At 71.4% G+C, this 17804-nt stretch carries 8 protein-coding genes and 1 pseudogene; 8 read left to right on the forward strand and 1 reads right to left on the reverse strand.

Annotation, left to right across the window (positions count from 1 at the left end):
- Window positions 1-76: 76 nt before the first annotated feature.
- Window positions 77-5926 carry a pullulanase-type alpha-1,6-glucosidase gene (pulA, locus tag IG98_RS50350; protein ID WP_037969789.1) on the reverse strand — a complete coding sequence of 1950 codons (5850 nt, stop codon included), beginning with the start codon at window positions 5924-5926 and terminating at the stop codon, window positions 77-79.
- Window positions 5927-6296: 370 nt separating this feature from the next.
- On the opposite strand from pulA, the gene IG98_RS0110305 reads away from it, so the two are divergent.
- From IG98_RS0110305 to IG98_RS0110335, 8 genes and pseudogenes are all read left to right on the forward strand, one after another.
- The gene (locus IG98_RS0110305; RefSeq protein ID WP_030909029.1) at window positions 6297-7589 is read left to right on the forward strand and encodes an extracellular solute-binding protein; all 1293 of its coding nucleotides are present in this window, start codon (window positions 6297-6299) and stop codon (window positions 7587-7589) included.
- 24 nt (window positions 7590-7613) lie between these two features.
- Window positions 7614-8606, forward strand: coding sequence for a carbohydrate ABC transporter permease (locus IG98_RS0110310; RefSeq protein ID WP_245651482.1), 993 nt, complete (start codon window positions 7614-7616; stop codon window positions 8604-8606).
- Window positions 8603-9484 carry a sugar ABC transporter permease gene (locus IG98_RS0110315; protein ID WP_030909035.1) on the forward strand — a complete coding sequence of 294 codons (882 nt, stop codon included), beginning with the start codon at window positions 8603-8605 and terminating at the stop codon, window positions 9482-9484. Before IG98_RS0110310 ends, IG98_RS0110315 begins: the two co-directional genes overlap by 4 nt.
- Before the next feature lie 50 nt (window positions 9485-9534).
- The gene (locus IG98_RS0110320) at window positions 9535-11151 is read left to right on the forward strand and encodes a glycoside hydrolase family 13 protein (RefSeq protein ID WP_030909038.1); all 1617 of its coding nucleotides are present in this window, start codon (window positions 9535-9537) and stop codon (window positions 11149-11151) included.
- Window positions 11141-11254, forward strand: a pseudogene (locus IG98_RS53230) (LacI family DNA-binding transcriptional regulator); the annotation flags it as partial. The gene IG98_RS0110320 and the pseudogene IG98_RS53230, both read left to right, overlap by 11 nt.
- A 194-nt stretch (window positions 11255-11448) precedes the next feature.
- Window positions 11449-11886: a substrate-binding domain-containing protein gene (locus IG98_RS53235; protein WP_245651502.1), complete on the forward strand. Its 438-nt coding sequence runs from the start codon at window positions 11449-11451 to the stop codon at window positions 11884-11886.
- Window positions 11887-12065: 179 nt separating this feature from the next.
- Window positions 12066-14645: an AMP-binding protein gene (locus IG98_RS0110330; protein WP_030909041.1), complete on the forward strand. Its 2580-nt coding sequence runs from the start codon at window positions 12066-12068 to the stop codon at window positions 14643-14645.
- Window positions 14646-14707: 62 nt separating this feature from the next.
- Window positions 14708-17803, forward strand: coding sequence for a non-ribosomal peptide synthetase (locus tag IG98_RS0110335; protein ID WP_030909045.1), 3096 nt, complete (start codon window positions 14708-14710; stop codon window positions 17801-17803).
- Window position 17804: the final 1 nt, after the last annotated feature.

Genomic DNA, 17804 nt, shown 5'->3' on the forward strand with positions numbered 1-17804 from the left:
GGATCGATGGACGGGTTCCCTGGCCGGGCCGGGTGCTGCAACACCTGGCCCGGCCGTCTTTCCGGGGTGTGTGGGGTCAGGGCTGGACGAAGACGGCGACCGTGCGTGCCGGGACCGTCAGCGTGCCCGTGGCGGGGTCGAACGTCGACTGCTTCACGACGGCGTCGTCGCCGGTCGTCTGGACGGGGTGGAGCGTCACCTGGGTGCCCTTCAGCGCGGCGACGGTCTGCGGCTGCGTCTCGGGGGTCGCGTTGAAGACGACGGTGATCGACTTCCAGCGGGGGTCGATTCCCGAGGCGTCCAGGTGCATGGTCACGACACCCGGGGTCTCCGAGGTGCCGCTGGTCGGGAAGGTCAGGCGCTTCTGCACCTCGGCCAGGTCGGCGAGGCCGAAGGCAGGGGAGGACGAGCGGATCTTCAGCAGCTCGCCGTAGCGGGCGCGGGCCGCGCCGATCGCCGCGCAGTCCGGCTTCAGCGCCGGGTCGGCGAGCAGCGGCCTGGCGTACTGCCACTTGTCCTCGTTGTCGGCCTTCGGGGGGAGCCCGGCGCCGAAACCGTTGCCCGCCGAGCAGTCCCAGAGCAGCCGGTTGAACCAGTCGCCGGAGTCGTAGGAGTTGCGGTCCAGCGACTTGGAGCGGAGCCGCTCGCTGCCGGCGTGCACGAACGAGGTGCCCTGCCCGAGCACGGCCGTGGCCAGCGAGAGCGACTGCATGCGCACCCGGTCGGCCATGGTGGTGGCCTGCGGCAGCTTGTAGGCCAGCGCGTCGAACAGCGTCTCGTTGTCGTGGGCGTCGACGTAGCTGACGACCTCGCCCGGTGCGGCGGTGTATCCGGCGGGGGAGCCGTTGTAGTCGACCTGTGAGCCCTTGACCTCCTTGCCGCTGGAGGCGGTGAAGGTGTAGTCGCGGAGGTTGCCGGCCAGCCCGACCTTGATCAGGTCCTGGTAGCCGAGCAGCCGGGCCCGCCGCTGCGCCTCGTCGCCGTTGGCGGGCGACCCGTTGGGCGCCCCTGCCAGCCCCGAGCCGAAGCCCTGGACCCGAGGGTCGGGGTCGAACGGGCTGCCGCCGCGGACCGCGTCACGGAGCCGGTCGCTGAAGGTGCCGATCCCGGTGCCCGCCATGTTGGCCTGGGTGGCCTGCTCGAAGCGGGCGTTGTCGGCGACCTCGCCGAAGTTCCAGCCCTCCCCGTACAGGATGATCGACTTTCCGTCCACGCCGTCGCGGGCCACGGTCAGCCTGTCCAGGGCGGCGCGGACCGCGAGCATGTTCGCCTTGGGGTGGTGGCCCATCAGGTCGAACCTGAAGCCGTCCACCTTGTACTCGCGGGCCCAGGTGACGACGGAGTCGACGACGAGCCTGCCCATCATGGCGTGCTCGGGCGCGGTGTTGGCGCAGCAGGTGGAGGCGGCCACGGTGCCGTCGTCGAGCAGCCGGTGGTAGTAGCCGGGCACGATCCGGTCGAGCACCGAGGTGGGGTCCTGGCCGGCGGCGTGGGTGTGGTTGTAGACCACGTCCATCACCACCCGCAGCCCCGCCCCGTTCAGCCCGCCGACCATGCTCCGGAACTCCCTGATCCGGGACGACCCCTCGGGGTCGGCGGCGTAGGAGCCCTCGGGCACCGTGTAGTGCAGCGGGTCGTAGCCCCAGTTGAAGGAGTCTCCCGCCGCGGTGCGCGCGACGCAGGCCTGCTGCTCCTCGGAGTCGGGGGGCATCGAGGCCAGGTCGCAGTCGGGCTCGGTCCGCTCCGCCCTGCGTTCGGGGACCGTCGCGATGTCGAAGACGGGTAGCAGGTGCACGTGGGTCAGGCCGTCCTTGGCCAGCCCTCGCAGCTCCTTCATCCCCGCCGAGTCGCCGGTGAAGGCCGAGTAGGTGCCTCGCCTGGCGGCGGGGACCGTGGCGTCGGAGGCGGAGAAGTCGCGCACGTGCAGCTCGTAGATCGACGCCTTCTCCTGCGGCACCGCCCTGGGCTTGGCCAGTGACGACCAGCCGTCGGGCCGCAGGGAACGGTCGGACAGGTCGACCAGCTGGCTGCGGCCCGAGCCGGCGGCCAGCGACAGGCTGTAGGGGTCGGTCACCTCGTTGGTGACGATCTTGCCCTCGGTGGGCGCGTAGACCGTGACCAGGAAGGTGTAGTAGCGGTCCTTCCAGCCCTGCTGCCCGCGGACCGACCAGATGCCGGTGCCGTCGTCGCGCCGCATGGCGTGGACGGTGCGGGCCCCGCCGGAGGGGTCGCGGTAGAGCGCCAGCTCGACCTTGCGCGCCGTCGGCGCCCAGACCGACAGGCCGGGCGTGCCGCCGCTCCACGAGGGGCCGAGGCCGGCGGTCGCCGCCTTGGCGTGCAGGTCGTCGAGTACGCCGGGCAACTGCACGCCGGTGGCGGCCAGCAGCGCGCCCGAGGCGTCGCGCTCGACGGCCACGACCTGGCCGCGCAGCGCCTTCCCGACGAGGTCGGCGTCGCGCGGGTCGATCGTGAACGCGGCGTGCCCGGCCAGGTGCGGCCACTTCGCCTTCTGCGCCTCGGTGAGCGCTCCCGGGAGCAGACGGATGATCCGGAGGTCGCCGGTCAGCTCGCCCTTGGCATAGGTGATGTCGCCCTTCTCGGAGAAGGCCAGAGAGTGCCGGAGCGAGGACGACGGTTCGACCTTCCACACCACGGTGCCGCGGTCGATCCAGTGCGCCGCGGACTTCGACAGGTCGGCGTCCGCGCCGCGGGCCGCGGGCTGCGGCAGCAGGTGGCCCGCGGTGGCCGCGATCCGCCAGGCCTCGTGGCCGGTCGCGGTGAGGTCCAGCGACTGGTTGTCAGGAAGATCCTTCTCGTCACCCTTGTGGATGATGTAGCTCACGTTCTTGGCCCCCTCGGTCAGGGGGACGCGGAAGTGGACGCCGAAGGCGTCTTCACCCGCGGGCTGGAGCGGGGTGGCCCACTCGGTGGGCTGGGCCACGTCACCCCACAGGTGCAGTCCCCAGCCCTCATATTTCCCGTCGGGACGGTGGTAGTGCAGGATCGCCACGTTCTCGGCGGCGGCCCGGGTCGGGTGGATCCTCGCCACGCCCGAGACGACGTTGGCCTCCGGCTGGAGCGCCGGGGTGAACGACTGGTCGGGGCCGGGGTCCTTGGTGTCGCCCTTGTGGATGATGAAGTTCACCGGCGTCACGGCGTTCTTCAGCGCGACCTTCCAGAACACGCCGTAGGAGTCGGTGCCGTCCGGTGGGCGCGGGGTGGCCCATTCGGTGGGCACCCCGTCGGCGAGCCCGTCGCCCCACAGGTGCAGTCCCCAGCCGTCGTAGTTCTTGTCCGGCCGGCTGTAGCGGATCGTCGTGTACCCCTGGGCGGCCGCGCGGGACAGGTGCGTCTCCGCCTTCCCCTCCGCGAGCCAGACCTCGCCGTTCCTGGCGGGGTTGACGACCCGGTCGCCGCCGTCCTTCTCGTCACCCCTGTGGGCGATGATCCCGACGTTGGACGCGCCGGGCTTGAGCCTGATCCAGGCGAAACGGCCGTAGGCGTCCTCGCCGGTGAGCTTGAGCGGCTCGGCCCATTCGGTGGGCTTCTCGACGTCGCCCCAGACGTGCAGGCCCCAGCCGTCGTAGTTCTCGCGCTGGTAGTGCACGACCAGCCAGTCGCGCCTGACCGCGCCCGGCTCCTCGGGGGCCGGCTCGGCGCCGACGGTCGCCGCCGCGCTCGCCGAGGCGAAGCGGCCCGCCAAGTCCTTCACCACCGCCTTGTAGGAGATCTTCGTGCCCGCCGCGATGCCGCGCAGGTCGTGGAAGACCCGGAAGGTACGGCCAGCGGGGGAGGCGTTCGGCGCGTCGTCGGTGCCGATCACCCGCCAGGCGTCCTCGCCGACCTTGGCGGCGAAGGTGACCTGGTCGAAGCCGCCGCCCGGCACGGTCGCGGTGACCGGGATCCGGCCGTCCTCGGCGGTGCCCCTGATCTCGGTCCCCGGCAGGGCGATGGAGACGGCCGGGGCCGCGGCCGGGGCGGTGAGCTTCGCGGACGCCTTGTAGACCACCGCCGACAGGGCGGGGACGGTGAGCGCGAGCTTCGTGTCCGAGCCGGTGGTGAGCGCGGCGGCGCCCTCCCCGTACACCCTGGTGAAGGCGGCGCCCGCGGAGAAGGTGGGCACGCTCGCGCTCGCCGGCTGCTCGGCGTTGTTGACCGCCACGACGTACTCGACCTGCCGGGTGGCGTCGATCCTGGAGAAGGCGTAGACGCCGCCCTCGGCGAGCCGCTCGATCTGGGCGCCGTCGGCCAGGGCCGGGTGGGCGTCGCGCAGCGCGGCCAGGGCGGAGATGCCCCGGTACAGGGGGTGGGAGGGGACGAAGTTGTCGCGCGCGTGGGTCGCGTCGGTGCCGATCAGGTCGTCACTCAGGTAGCTCTCGGTCTTCGAGGCGAACATGGACGCGCGGGCGTCCTGGTCGCCGCCCTTGCCGGTGAAGCCCTGCTCGTCTCCGTAGTAGACGACCGGCTGGCCCCGGGTGAGGTACATCAGCTCGTGGGCGAGCAGGTCCCTGCGGAGCAGCTCGGAGTCGGGCGCGCCGGGGTTGTCCTGGGAGATGAAACGGCCGATGCGGCCCATGTCGTGGTTGCCGAGGAAGGTCGGCAGCGACGCGGCGTTGCTGTCGGCGTCGGTGTGGTGGTCGTCGCCGGCGTACAGCTGGGCCAGCCGCGCCGCGCCCGCCGTGCCGCCGCTGAAGGAGCGGGCGGCCTCCTGGAACGGGAAGTCCAGGGTGGCGTTCATCTGGCCCCGGGTGGAGTAGCGGCTGGTGAAGGCGGGCTCGCTGGAGTAGACCTCGCCGAACATGAAGAACCGCTTGTTGCCGTGCTGGGCCGCGTAGCCGCGCAGGGCAGGGGAGAACCTCTCCCAGAACTCCATGTTCACGTGCTTGGCGGTGTCGACGCGGAAGCCGTCGAGGCCGGTCTCGCGCACCCACGTCTGATAGATGTCCGTCATGCCCCTGACGACCTCGGGACGCTCGGTCCACAGGTCGTCGAGGCCGAAGAAGTCGCCGTACTGGTCGTTCTCGCCGCTGAAGGTGGAGTCGCCCCGGTTGTGGTACATCGTCGGGTCGTTCAGCCAGGAGGGGGTCTTGGCCTTCTTGGGCGCGACCGGGGTGTACGGGAACGAGCCGGTGTCCACCTTGGGGAAGGTGTTCTTGCCCGCGTAGGCCCGGTCGTCGAACGGCACGCCGTCGGTGTCGACGTAGGGGTAGGCGCCCTTGGACCGGTAGGAGGAGGTCTTCTCCGCGTAGTCGATCACGTCGGCCGTGTGGTTGGTGATGATGTCGAAGAAGACCTTCATCCCGCGCCGGTGCGCCTCGCGCACCAGCTCCTTCATCTGGGCGTTGCTGCCCAGGTGCGGGTCGATCCTGGTGAAGTCGGTGATCCAGTAGCCGTGGTAGCCGGCCGAGGCGTTCGCGCCGGTGCCCTGCACGGGGCGGTTGACGAACGCCGGAGTGATCCAGATCGCAGTGCTGCCCAGGTTCTTGATGTAGTCGAGCCTGCCGAGCAGCCCCTTGAGGTCGCCGCCCTGGTAGAAGCCCTTGTGGGTCGGGTCGAAGCCGGTGGCGAGCCGGTCGCCGGACAGGCCGCCCCGGTCGTTGCCGGTGTCGCCGTTGGCGAACCTGTCGGTCATCGCGAAGTAGAAGCGCTCGCGGCTCAGGTCGGCGCGGAGCGCGTCGCGGGCCAGGTCCCTGTCCGAGGGCTCGGCGGTGCGGCTCAGCGCGGAGACCACGGGCTCGGCGGGGCGTTCCGAAACCGGGGCCGAAACCGGGGCCGAGACGGGGGCCGCGAACCCGGAGGTACCGGTGGCGGAGGCGGCTGCGGGGAGGGGGGTGGCGGCGAGGGGGGTGACGATCAGGGCCGCCGCGAGCGCGGCGCCCCTCAGGAAGGTGGTTCTCGCGCGCCGTGGGGGGAGTGGCCAGACCACGGGGGGCCTCCACGGGAGTTGTTTCGAGGGTGTTGCCCGGAAGTTACTCACTGGGAATGCTCTGTGCAATCCCTTGCGGCAATTTTCTGAATCCAGGCAACTCCGGAGGTGGCAGAAGAAGGCCGCCGGGAGAATAAAAGTGTATAAATCGTACTTTTCGCCCCTGATGGGATAGTGGCGCCTCCGTCGTGGCTTCCAGTTCGGGAGTCTCCTGCCCCGCGCTTTTGGACTACTTTGTAACGAGTTTGCAGACTCTTGCAGAAAGTTCTTCCAATGGGGTTCACGTCGGCGTAACGTCCGGCGTACTCCAGACCCGGCCGGGCGGCTTCCCCTGCCCCTGGCCGGTCCCCTTGAACCTGAGGAGAAACACATGCGGCGAGCCTTCTCGGCTGCGACGATCGTCGCGGCCCTCGCCCTGGCGGTCTCCGCCTGCGGTGGCGGTGACGCCGGCACGGCGGCCCCCGCCCAGTCCGCGGCGAGTGACCCGTCGAAGATCAGCGGTGAGATCACCTGGTGGGACACCGTCCGGCCGGACAGCGAGGGTCCGACGTTCCAGGCACTCATCAAGGACTTTCAGGCGAAGTACCCGAACATCAAGGTCAAGTACGTCAACGTCCCCTCCGATCAGGCGCAGAACCAGTTCCAGACCGCGGCGCAGGCGGGCACGGGGGCACCGGACGTCATTCGCTCCGAGGTCGCCTGGACCTCCCAGTTCGCCTCCCTGGGTTACCTGCAGCCGCTGGACGGCAGCCGCGCCGTGGAGAACGAGTCCGACTTCCTGGCCGGTCCGCTGAGCAGCACCAAGTACAACGGCAAGACGTACGCGGTCCCGCAGGTCACCGACACCCTCGCGCTCATCTACAACAAGCGGATCCTGGCGGAGGCCGGCCACGAGAAGGCTCCCGCCACCGTCGAGGAGCTCAAGCAGGCCGCGCTCGACGTCAAGAAGAAGACCGGGGTCAACGGCCTCGCGCTCAACGTCGACTCCTACTTCCTGCTGCCCTTCATGTACGGCGAGGGCGGTGACCTCCTCGACGTGCAGAACAAGAAGATCACCGTCAACTCCCCGGCCAACGTGAAGGCGATGGCCTCGGTGGCCGATCTGGTCGTCTCCGGAGCCGCGCCCAAGCCCGCGATCCAGGACAGCTACGCCAACGCGATGACCGCCCTCAAGGACGGCAAGGCCGCGATGATCTACAACGGCCCGTGGGCGCTGTCGGAGATCTACCAGGGCAAGGAGTTCAAGGACAAGGAGAACCTGGGCATCGCCCCCGTCCCGGCGGGTTCGGTCAAGGCCGGCGCCCCCACCGGCGGCTGGAACCTGGCGATCTACGCCGGTTCCAAGAACATCGACGCCTCCTACGAGTTCGTCCGCTTCATGAGCACCCCGGAGGCCCAGGCCAAGGTCGCCAAGGAGATCAGCCTCCTGCCGACCCGCGTCTCCGCCTATGACAACCCCGACGTGCAGGCCAACAAGGACGTCGCCGTCTTCAAGCCCATCATGGAGACCGCGACCGCGCGGCCGTGGATCCCCGAGGGCGGCCAGCTCTTCCAGCCGCTCCTTGAGGGCTACCAGTCGCTGGTCGGTGGCAAGACGACCCCCGAGGACATGCTCAAGAAGGTGGACGACCAGTACCGCGGCATCTTCAAGGACTGGAGCTGATCCGTGGCGCTCTCGACTGGACGTGTGAACAGCACGGCCAGGGACCGGACCGCGGGCGCCGACGGCGCCCGCGGTCAGGGCCGCCACCAGGGCGCCGGCCCGTTCCGGCGAGCGGTGGGCAGGCACTGGTACGCCTGGGTCATGGTGGCCCCGGTGATCCTGGTCACCGGCCTGTTGATCGGCTGGCCGCTGGCCCGAGGCGTCTACCTGTCCCTGACCGACGCGACCGAGGCCAACATCGGCCGCACGATCGGCGTCAACGTCATCCCCTCGACCTACGAGTTCGTCGGGCTCGACAACTACATCGCGATCCTGACCAGCGGCCTGTTCTGGGAGAAGCTGACCTGGACCGTGGTCTGGACCATCGCCTGCGTCTCGCTCCACTACGGCCTGGGCCTGGGTCTGGCGCTGCTGCTCAACCGCAGGGTCAGGTTCCGCTCTGCCTACCGGCTGCTGCTCATCCTGCCGTGGGCGATCCCCGGATTCGTCTCCGCGTTCATCTGGCGCTACCTCTACAACAGCGACTTCGGCGTGATCAACGCGATGCTCAAGGCCGCCGGCCTCGGCGCGGTCGGCTGGCTCGATGACCCGACCACGGCGAAGATCGCGGTCATCGCGGTCAACGTCTGGATGGGCGTGCCGTTCATGATGGTCGCCGTGCTGGGCGGGCTCCAGTCGATCCCCGGTGAGCTCTACGAGGCGGCGGAGGTGGACGGCGCCACCCCCTGGCAGCGCTTCCGCTTCATCACCGTCCCCGGTCTGCGCACCGTGTCGAGCACGGTCGTCCTGCTGGGCACGATCTGGACCTTCAACATGTTCCCGGTGATCTATCTGATCAGCGGGGGAGGGCCGGGCAGCTCCACCGAGATCCTGGTCACCTACGCCTTCCGCGAGGCGTTCACCGGGGTCCGCAACTACTCCAACTCCGCGGCCTGGGGAGTCATCGTCCTGCTGCTCCTCGTTGTGCTGGCCGTGGTCTACCGGCGCTCGCTGCGCAAGCAAGGGGAGGTCTGGTGAGCACCGTCACCACCACCGGTGCGGCCCGCGCCGGGAGTGCCCGCAGCCGCGGGGAACGCGGTACGGGAAAGTCGATCCTGCTGCACGGGACCCTGCTCGCCGCGGTCGCCGTCTCGCTGTTCCCGATCGTCTGGCTGGTCCTGACCTCGCTCAAGCCACGGGACGGCTGGCTCTCCAGCGAGCTGGAGATCTTCAACCAGCCCTCGCTGGACAACTACGTCCGGGTGCTGACCGAGACGCAGTTCCCGACCTGGCTGCTCAACTCGGTGATCGTCGCCGGGCTGACCACGGTCATCGGCGTCTTCCTGGCCTCGACGACCGGATACGCGATCAGCCGCTTCCGCTTCCCCGGCCACCGCGGGGTGATGTGGACGCTGCTGGTCACCCAGATGTTCCCGGTGGCGATCCTGATCGTCCCGCTCTACAACCTGATGGCGGGCCTCGGGCTGCTCAACCAGATCGCCGGGCTGGTCATCGCCTACATGACCGTGGCGGTGCCGTTCTGCGCGTGGATGATGAAGAGCTACTTCGACTCCATCCCGCGCGAGATCGACCAGGCCGGGCTGGTCGACGGCCTGACCCCGTTCGGCACGTTCTGGTGGGTCATCCTGCCGCTGGCCAGGCCCAGCCTGGCGGTCACCGCCTTCTACTCCTTCATGACCGCCTGGGGCGAGGTGGCCTACGCGACCGTGTTCATGTCGCAGGAGGAGAAGCGCACGCTCGGCATCGGCCTCCAGCAGTTCGTCGGCCAGCACTGGTCCGACTGGGGCCTGCTCACCGCCTCGGCGGTGCTGATCGCGGTGCCCGCGGCGATCGTCTTCCTGCTCGTCCAGCGGCACCTGGTCGCCGGGCTTACCGCCGGTGCCACGAAGTCGTAACACCGCCGTGCTATCACGTCCTGACATGTCACCTGATCGGGGGATTTAACATGACCGAGCTTGTCTACGCGGACCGTGCTGCCGGGACCGCCACCCGATGGTGGCGCGACGCGGTGATCTACCAGGTCTATGTGCGCAGCTTCGCCGACGGCAACGGCGACGGCGTGGGCGACCTGCTCGGCGCGCGCGGCAGGCTCCCGTACCTGGCGGACCTCGGGGTCGACGCGATCTGGCTCACCCCGTTCTTCACCTCACCGATGGCCGACTTCGGCTACGACGTGGCCGACTACCGGGACGTGGACCCGATCTTCGGCTCGCTGGACGACGCCAGGGCGCTGATCGACGACGCGCACGGCCACGGCCTGCGGATCATCGTGGACGTGGTGCCCAACCACACCTCCGACCAGCACGTCTGGTTCGCGGAGGCGGTGGCGGCGGGTCCGGGAGCCCCCGCGCGCGAGCGTTACGTCTTCCGCCAGGGCCGGGGCGCGACCGGAGAGTTGCCGCCCAACGACTGGGAGTCGGTCTTCGGTGGCTCCGCGTGGACCCGGCTGCCCGACGGCGAGTGGTACCTCCACCTGTTCGCCGCCGAGCAGCCCGATCTGAACTGGGAGAACCCCGAGGTTCACGCGGAGTTCGAGTCGATCCTGCGGTTCTGGCTCGACCTGGGGGTCGACGGCTTCCGTATCGACGTCGCCCACGGCATGGTCAAGGCCGAAGGGCTGCCCGACATCGGGCACGGCGACCAGATCCGGATGATCGGCACCGACGTGGTGCCGTTCTTCGACCAGGACGGCGTACACGAGATCCACCGCGCCTGGCGCAGGCTGCTCGACTCCTACCCCGGAGAGCGGATCGGCGTCGCCGAGGCGTGGGCCCCGTCCCCGCAGCGGCTGGCCAACTACGTCCGTCCCGACGAGCTGCACCAGGCGTTCAACTTCCACTTCCTCAACACCCCCTGGGAGGCGGAGGGGTTCCGCGCGGTCATCGAGGAGTCGCTGGCGACCGCCGGGCTGGTCGGCGCGCCCAGCACCTGGGTGCTCTCCAACCACGACGTCAAGCGCCACCTCACCCGGTACGGGGGCGGCGAGGTCGGTCTGCGCCGCTCCCGCGCCGCGGCCCTGCTGACGCTCTCCCTGCCCGGCTCGGCCTACGTCTACCAGGGCGAGGAACTCGGCCTGCCCGAGGTCCTCGACCTTCCCGAGGAGTTCCTGCGCGACCCGCAGCGGTTCCGCAACCCCGACGACGGCCGTGACGGCTGCCGGGTGCCGCTCCCCTGGTCCGACGGCGAGCCGCACTTCGGCTTCAGTCTGTCGGGCGGCAACGGGACGTGGCTCCCCATACCGTCCTCCTGGGGCCCGCTCAGCGTCGAGTCCCAGCTGCAGGAGCCGCTCTCCACACTGAACCTGTACCGCGAAGCGCTTCGGATCAGGCGGGAACGAAGGGCCTTCGGCGAGATGCCGCTGGCCTGGCTCGACTCCCCGGAGGGAACGCTGGCCTTCACCCGCGACGCCGGCTTCACCTGCACCGTCAACCTCACCGGCGACCCGGTGGAGCTGCCCGCCCCCGGGCGGGTCCTGCTGGCCAGTGCCGAGCCGGTCCTCCAGGGCGGCGTCGCGCGCCTCGCGCCCGACTCCGCCGTCTGGTGGCAACGTGATGACGCCTAGTGCCGTCGGCCCGCTCGGCAACGGCACCGCCCGGCTGACCGACATCGCCGCGCAGGCCGGGGTCAGCGAGGCCACGGTCAGCCGGGTGCTCAACGGCAAGCCGGGGGTCTCCGGCGCCACCCGGCGCTCGGTGCTGGCCGCGCTGGACGTCATGGGGTATGAGCGTCCGCAGCGGTTGCGCCAGCGCAGCAACGGGCTGATCGGCCTGGTCACCCCGGAACTGGACAACCCGATCTTCCCGGCGTTCGCCCAGGCGTTCGAGAAGACACTGACCCAGTACGGTTACACCCCGGTGCTCTGCACCCAGCTGCCCGGCGGCGCGGTCGAGGACGAGTTCACCGAGCTGCTCGTGGAGCGCGGGGTCAGCGGCATCATCTTCGTCTCCGGGCTGCACGCCGACGTCACCGCGCGTTCGGACCGCTACACCCAGCTGATCGGGCAGGGCGTGCCCATCGTCCTGCTCAACGGCTGGGCGCGATCCGGGCCTGCCGGGACCGGGGGCTCTCGGTGCCGGGGGAGGTGTCGGTGGTGGGGTTCGACGACTCGCCGCTGATCGCGTTCACCGATCCGCCGCTGACCACCGTGCGCCAGCCGGTCCAGTCGATGGTGACCGCCGCCGTCCACACCCTGCTGGAGGCCATCGCCGGCACACCGGGACAGCACTCCGAACTGATCTTCCAGCCCGAGTTCATCGTCAGGGGATCGACGGGATCCGGCCCCAAGGTGCTCCGGTGACGACCTTTCTCCCCTGACCCCTCTCCCGTCGCTCGAATCCATCCCCTCCCCGCTCCTCAACGGAACCGGCGTCACCGCCGGTCCCTCTCCCCGGCATGTGCGCCATCCGGCCCGCCCACGGTCCGGACCCTCACTCTCGTTCGATCCAGCGATCTCGCGCGCCCGCCCAGGAGGCCGGCATGAGTGTGCACGACCCGGCTCCGCCCACCGTTCCCCGGCTGCTCGCAGCACGGGCGGAGACCGATCCCGACCGCCCCGCCCTCGTCGCCGGTGAGCCCGGCGACGGATCGGGCGACCTGACCTTCGGCCAGTGGGAACGGCGTTCCAACGCCGCCGCCCGCGGCCTGTTCGCACGCGGACTCCGCCCCGGAGACCGCGTCGGCCTGCTGTTCGGCGGGGACGAGTGGCCCGCCTTCGCCGTCGCCTTCTGCGCCGTGCTCAAGGCCGGCGGCGTGGCGGTGCCGCTCTCGGCCCGCCTCGGCGACCATGAGTTACGCGACACCCTGCGGCGTTGCGCCGCCACGGGCGTGCTGCACGGGCGGGAGGTTCCCGCATCCGCCCGGGAGGACCCCGGGCGGTGGTGGTCACCGGTGCCGGACAGCGGCGACGGCTCGCCGATCGGCGGCGTCGAGGCGCGGCCGGGCGACCTCGCCCAGATCATCTACACCTCCGGCACGACCGGCACTCCCAAGGGCGTCGGCGCCACCCACGCCAACCTGACCCACGGCCGCCCGCTACGTCCTCGCCGCCGGGCCTACGCCCACTCCGAGCGCTTCCTGCACGCCTTCCCCATCGGGACGAACGCCGCGCAGATGATGCTGATGGACGCCCTCACCGCCCACCCGGCCGCGCTCACCCTGCCCGGATTCGAGCCCGAGGAATTCTGCCGCCTCGTCGAGGCCCACCGCGCGGGCACCGTCTTCCTCGTCCCGTCCATGGCCATCGAACTACTCGGTTCCGGCGCCCATCGCAGACACGACCTGTCCGGGGTGCTGCTGCTCAGCTCCTCGGCCGCCGCGCTGCCTCCGTCCGTCGCCCAGGACCTGGCCGTCGCCTTCCCGGGAGCGACGCTGGTCAACTACTACACCTCGACCGAGGCGGTCCCCGCCCAGACCACCATGATCGTCGATCCCGCCAGGCCCACCTCCCTGGGCCGCGCCACCGACCCCGGTGACCTGCGCATCCTCGGTGAGAACGGGGAGAGGCTGCCTGCGGGCGAGACGGGTGAGGTCTGGCTCCGCTCCCCGGCGCCGCCGCGCTCCTACGTGGGCGACCCCGAAGGCAGCGCGCTGGTCTTCCGCGACGGCTGGGTCCGGATGGGCGACGTCGGCCACCTTGACGCCGACGGCTACCTCTACCTGTCCGACAGGGAGACGGACGTCATCAAGTCGGGTGCCCTGAAGGTCTCGACCGTGCGGATCGAGGCGGTGCTGCACGAGCACCCGGCGGTGGCGGAGGCCGCCGTCGTCGGCGTTCCCCACCCCGTGATGGGCGCGCTGCCCGCCGCCGCCGTACGGCTGGCGTACCCGGTGCCGGTGGACGAGATCCGCGACTTCCTGTCCGGGCGGCTGGCCCGCCACGAGCTGCCGACCAGGATCGTGCCGGTCGAGGAGTTCCCCCGCAACGACCTAGGGAAGATCCTGAAGTCCGGGGTCCGCGAGCTGTTCGCCGCGCGGGGCCGCCGGGTCCCGCTGACCGCGGGGCAGGCCGGACCGCCGGCCCACGAGGAGACGGTCCGGGTGGCGATGCGGGTGCGCGACAGCGTCGACCCGGGGATCCTGCGCAGGGCGCTCCGCGAGGTCGCCGCCGCCCACGAGGCACTGAGGCTCACCTTCCCAGTGCTGGACGGCGCCCGCGTCGCCGAGATCGCGCCGGAGGCGGAGCCCGAGCTGGTCCGCGTCCCGGTGGAGGCCGCCGTCGAGCACGAGCTGTCCCGGGGCTTCGACCTCGAACGGGGGCCGCTGCTCAGGACGATCCTGACCGACCCCGCCCCCGACGGGTCCCTGCTGGTGCTCTGCGCCTCCGCGCTGGCCTGTGACGACTGGTCACTGGAGACGGTCCTGTACGAGCTCGGCACCGCCTACGCCGCCGCTCTCGCGGGGCGTACGGCACCGGCCCCGCCGGCCACCGCGAGCTACTCCGGCTGGGCGGCCACCCGCCCCCCTGCCCCGGGCGTCCCCCCATCCCGGTCCTCGTCGCCGTTCCCGCACCTCCCGGCCGGCGCCGCCGGGGCATACGGCTTCAGCCTGCCGCCCGAGACGGCCGGGCGGCTGCGGCAGGTGGCGCGGGCCCGCCGGGTGGCACCCGCCGAGGTGGCCCTGGCCTGCTGGGCGGCCGCGCTGTCGCGGGCCGGGGGCCTGCCTGAGCCGACGGTGCTCGTGCGCGAGCCGGGGCGCTCGGAACCCGCCCACGCCACCCTGGTCGGCCCGCTCGCGCTGGACGTGCCCGTCCGGGTCACGATTCCCGGCGCCCCCGGCGATCCCGTCGATCCCGCCACGCTGATCGGCCTCGCCGAAGCGGTGCCGGAAACGCCGGGGCACGCCGGCCGGTTCCGTTTCGAGGGCTTCCGTCCTGAGCCGTACCTGCCCGGCCTGAAGTCCGAACCGTACCCGCTGCCCGCGGCTCCGCCCGCCGACGGCGGGCCGTCCCTCACCCTCATCGAACAGCCGGACGGATCCATGTCCGGCGTCTGCGCGGGGCCCGCAGCCGATGACCTCGGCCGGGGGTTCCAGCGCCTGTGCGACCTCCTCGCTCCCTGATCGACCCCCTGACTCCCCCTGATGAGCTCTCTGCGCCGAGCCCTCATCTGAGATCGGAAGTGATGCCAGTGACGTCCGAGATCGTCTCCGCACCCGTTCGGGCCTCGCTCGCCCAGCAGGGAATATGGTTCAACGAACGGCTGGGCGGCATCGGGACCGTCTACACGATGCCGTTCTCCGTCACCTTCGACGGCCCTCTCGATGCGGGTGCCCTGGCCGCCGCCTGGGAGGGGCTCGTCTCCCGCCATCCCGTTCTGGCCCGCGCGGTCGAGGAGCGGCAGGGCGTGCCCTACCTGGTACCCGCCGTCCCACCCGGGTTGCGCGTGGTGGACACCCCGCGGGCACGGCTCGCGGAACTGGTACGGGCCGAGATCCTGCGCCCCTTCGACCTGACCGCCGGACCCCTGGTGCGGGCGGTCCTGTACCGGGAGGGCAGCGGGCGGGCGACGCTGCTGGTCGTGGCACACCACATCGTCTTCGACGGCGAGTCCACCTCGGTGTTCCTGCACGATCTCGCCGAGCTCTACCGGGCCGAGGTCACCGGCACCTCCGCGGACCTGCCCGAGCTGCGCCACGAGGAGCCGAGCGCCGGGCGCGTCGAGGCAGGTCTCTCCTTCGCCAGGGAGTTCTGGAACTCGCGGTGGCGCCAACCGGCAGAGGTGACCCTGCCGGGACTGGCGGGGGAGGTGGCACCCATGCCCGAGGGCGTGACCGAGGGGGCGGCCGTGGAGTTCGCACTGGCGGACGAGGCACGGGAGGCACTGGCCAGGCTGTCGGAGGAGATCGGTGCCAGCAGGTTCGAGATCGTGCTCGCCTCGCTACAGGCGCTCCTGTACCGGTACGGCAACGCCGAGCCGACCGTCGCGGTCGATCTGGGCACCCGATCGCCGGAGACCCGCCACCACCTCGGCGCCTTCGTCAACGAGTTGCCCGTCACGGCCAGGCTCCAGCCGGACTGGAGTTTCCGCCGGTTCGTCGCCGACCAGCGGTTCGGCTATGGGCTCCGCTCCGACCTGCGTGGTCTCTACCGGGTCAGGGAGGTGCCGCTGTCGCGGGCGGTCAGCGGCGTACGGCCCGGCGTCTCGCTCGCGCCGGTCTCGCTCGGTTACCGCAGGCGCGAGGCCGCGCCCGCCTTCTTCGGCGTGGACGCCCACGTGGAGTGGGCGCTCTTCAACCACACGGTCCGCGGCGCCATGCGCGTGCACGTCGTGGACGGCCCGGACCGGTTCGGCGTCGTCCTCCAGTACAACCCGGAGGCCATGGGCCGCGACGACGCCGAGCGGGTCGCCGCCCACTGGCGGACACTGCTCGCCGCGGCGGCGGCCGAACCGGACGCGCCCCTGGCCGGGCTGCCGCTGCTCGGCGCGGAGGAGACCGGGCTGCTGCTGTCGGGCTGGAACGACACCGCGGTCGACTACCCCGAGCTCACCCTGCCCGAGCTGGTGGCCGTGCAGGCGGCCCGTACCCCGGACGCCACGGCCGTCGAATGCGGCACGGACTCGATGACCTACACGGAGCTCCGCGCGGCCGTGAACCGCCTGGCCGGGCGGCTACGCGCCGAGGGGGTGGGCCCGGGGAGGCTGGTCGCGATCTGCGCGGAGCGCTCGCCGGCGACCCTGGTCGGGCTGCTGGCCGTGGCGCGAGCCGGGGGAGCCTACCTGCCGCTCGACCCCGGACACCCCGAGGAGCGGCTCCGTTTCGTGCTGGAGGACTCCGGCGCCGGGCTGCTCCTGACCGATCTCGCGACCCGGGACCGCCTGGCCGGATTCGAGCTCCCCAGCCTCGTCCTCGAAGACCCGGCCGCCCCGGCCGTCCGCTCCGCTCCGGCCGGGCTCGGCCGGCCGTCGCCGGAGGATCTCGCCTACGTCATCTACACCTCCGGCTCCACCGGGCGCCCGAAGGGCGTGGAGATCCCGCACCGGGCCCTGACCAACCTGCTGCTCGCCATGCGCGACCGGCTCGGCTCCCGCCGGGGGGACGGCTGGCTCGCCCTGACCTCGCTGTCGTTCGACATCTCCGCGCTGGAGCTCTACCTGCCGCTGGTCACCGGCGGCCGGGTCGTCATCGCCCCCGGCGACGCCGTCAGGGACGGGCGCGAACTCGTCAGGATCGCCGGGTGCGGCGTGACCCACGTGCAGGCCACCCCGTCCGGCTGGCGGATGCTGCTCGACTCGGGGCTCGACCTGCCGCACGTGACGGCGCTGGCCGGTGGGGAGGCGCTGCCCGCCCCGCTGGCCCGCGAGATCCTGCGCAGGACCGGCCGTCTGATCAACGTCTACGGGCCCACCGAGACGACGATCTGGTCGATGAGCGCGGAGATCACCGAACCTGTCACGACGGTGCCGATCGGCGAGCCGCTCGCCAACACCCGGGTCCATGTGCTCGACGAACGGCTCGGCCTGCTCCCCATCGGGGTGCCGGGTGAGCTCTGCGTCGCGGGCGACGGCATCGCCGACGGCTACCGGAACCGGCCCGAGCTGACCGCGGAGCGGTTCGCAGACGACCCGTTCGGCCCCGGGCGGCTCTACCGCACCGGCGACCGGGTGCTCAGGCGGGCCGACGGCCTGATCGAGTTCATCGGCAGGCTGGACGACCAGATCAAGCTCCGCGGCCACCGCATCGAGCCGGGCGAGATCGAGGCCCGGCTGCTCGAACACCCTCGGATCCGCCGCGCGGCCGTGCTCGCCAGGGAGGACGGCAAGGGCGAGCGGCGGCTGGTCGCCTACCTGGAGGCCGAGGCCGTCCCCGGTGACCTGCGGGAGCACTGCGCGAGGACGCTCCCGCCGTACATGGTCCCGAGCGACTTCGTGTGCCTGTCCCCGTTGCCGCTCACCGCGAACGGCAAGCTTGACCGGACCGCGCTGCCCGTCCCCGACCTGGGAGGAGAGCGGGAGGCGAAAGCGGGATCGGCGGTGCCGGTCACCTACAGCGGCGTGGCCGCCGAGCTCCACGAGATCTGGTGCGAGGTGCTGGGGGTGGCGCAGGTCGGTCCGGAGGAGGACCTGTTCGAGCTGGGCGGGCACTCGCTCACCATCACCCAGATCGCCTCCCGGGTCCGCCTGCGCCTGGGCGCCGACCTGCCGCTCCACGTCTACTACGACGACCCCACGATCCAGGCGCTCGCCGCCGCGGTCGAGCGGCTGCGCGGGGAGGGCTGAG

Source organism: Streptosporangium amethystogenes, assembly GCF_000721075.1.
GTDB lineage: Bacteria > Actinomycetota > Actinomycetes > Streptosporangiales > Streptosporangiaceae > Streptosporangium > Streptosporangium amethystogenes.

What these genes read in the sequence shown, in the direction of transcription:
- IG98_RS0110305 (WP_030909029.1), top strand. Translation starts at nt 6,297, where the DNA reads ATGCGGCGAGCCTTCTCGGCTGCGACGATCGTCGCGGCCCTCGCCCTG.
- IG98_RS0110320 (WP_030909038.1), top strand. Translation starts at nt 9,535, where the DNA reads ATGACCGAGCTTGTCTACGCGGACCGTGCTGCCGGGACCGCCACCCGA.
- IG98_RS0110330 (WP_030909041.1), top strand. Translation starts at nt 12,066, where the DNA reads ATGAGTGTGCACGACCCGGCTCCGCCCACCGTTCCCCGGCTGCTCGCA.
- IG98_RS0110335 (WP_030909045.1), top strand. Translation starts at nt 14,708, where the DNA reads ATGCCAGTGACGTCCGAGATCGTCTCCGCACCCGTTCGGGCCTCGCTC.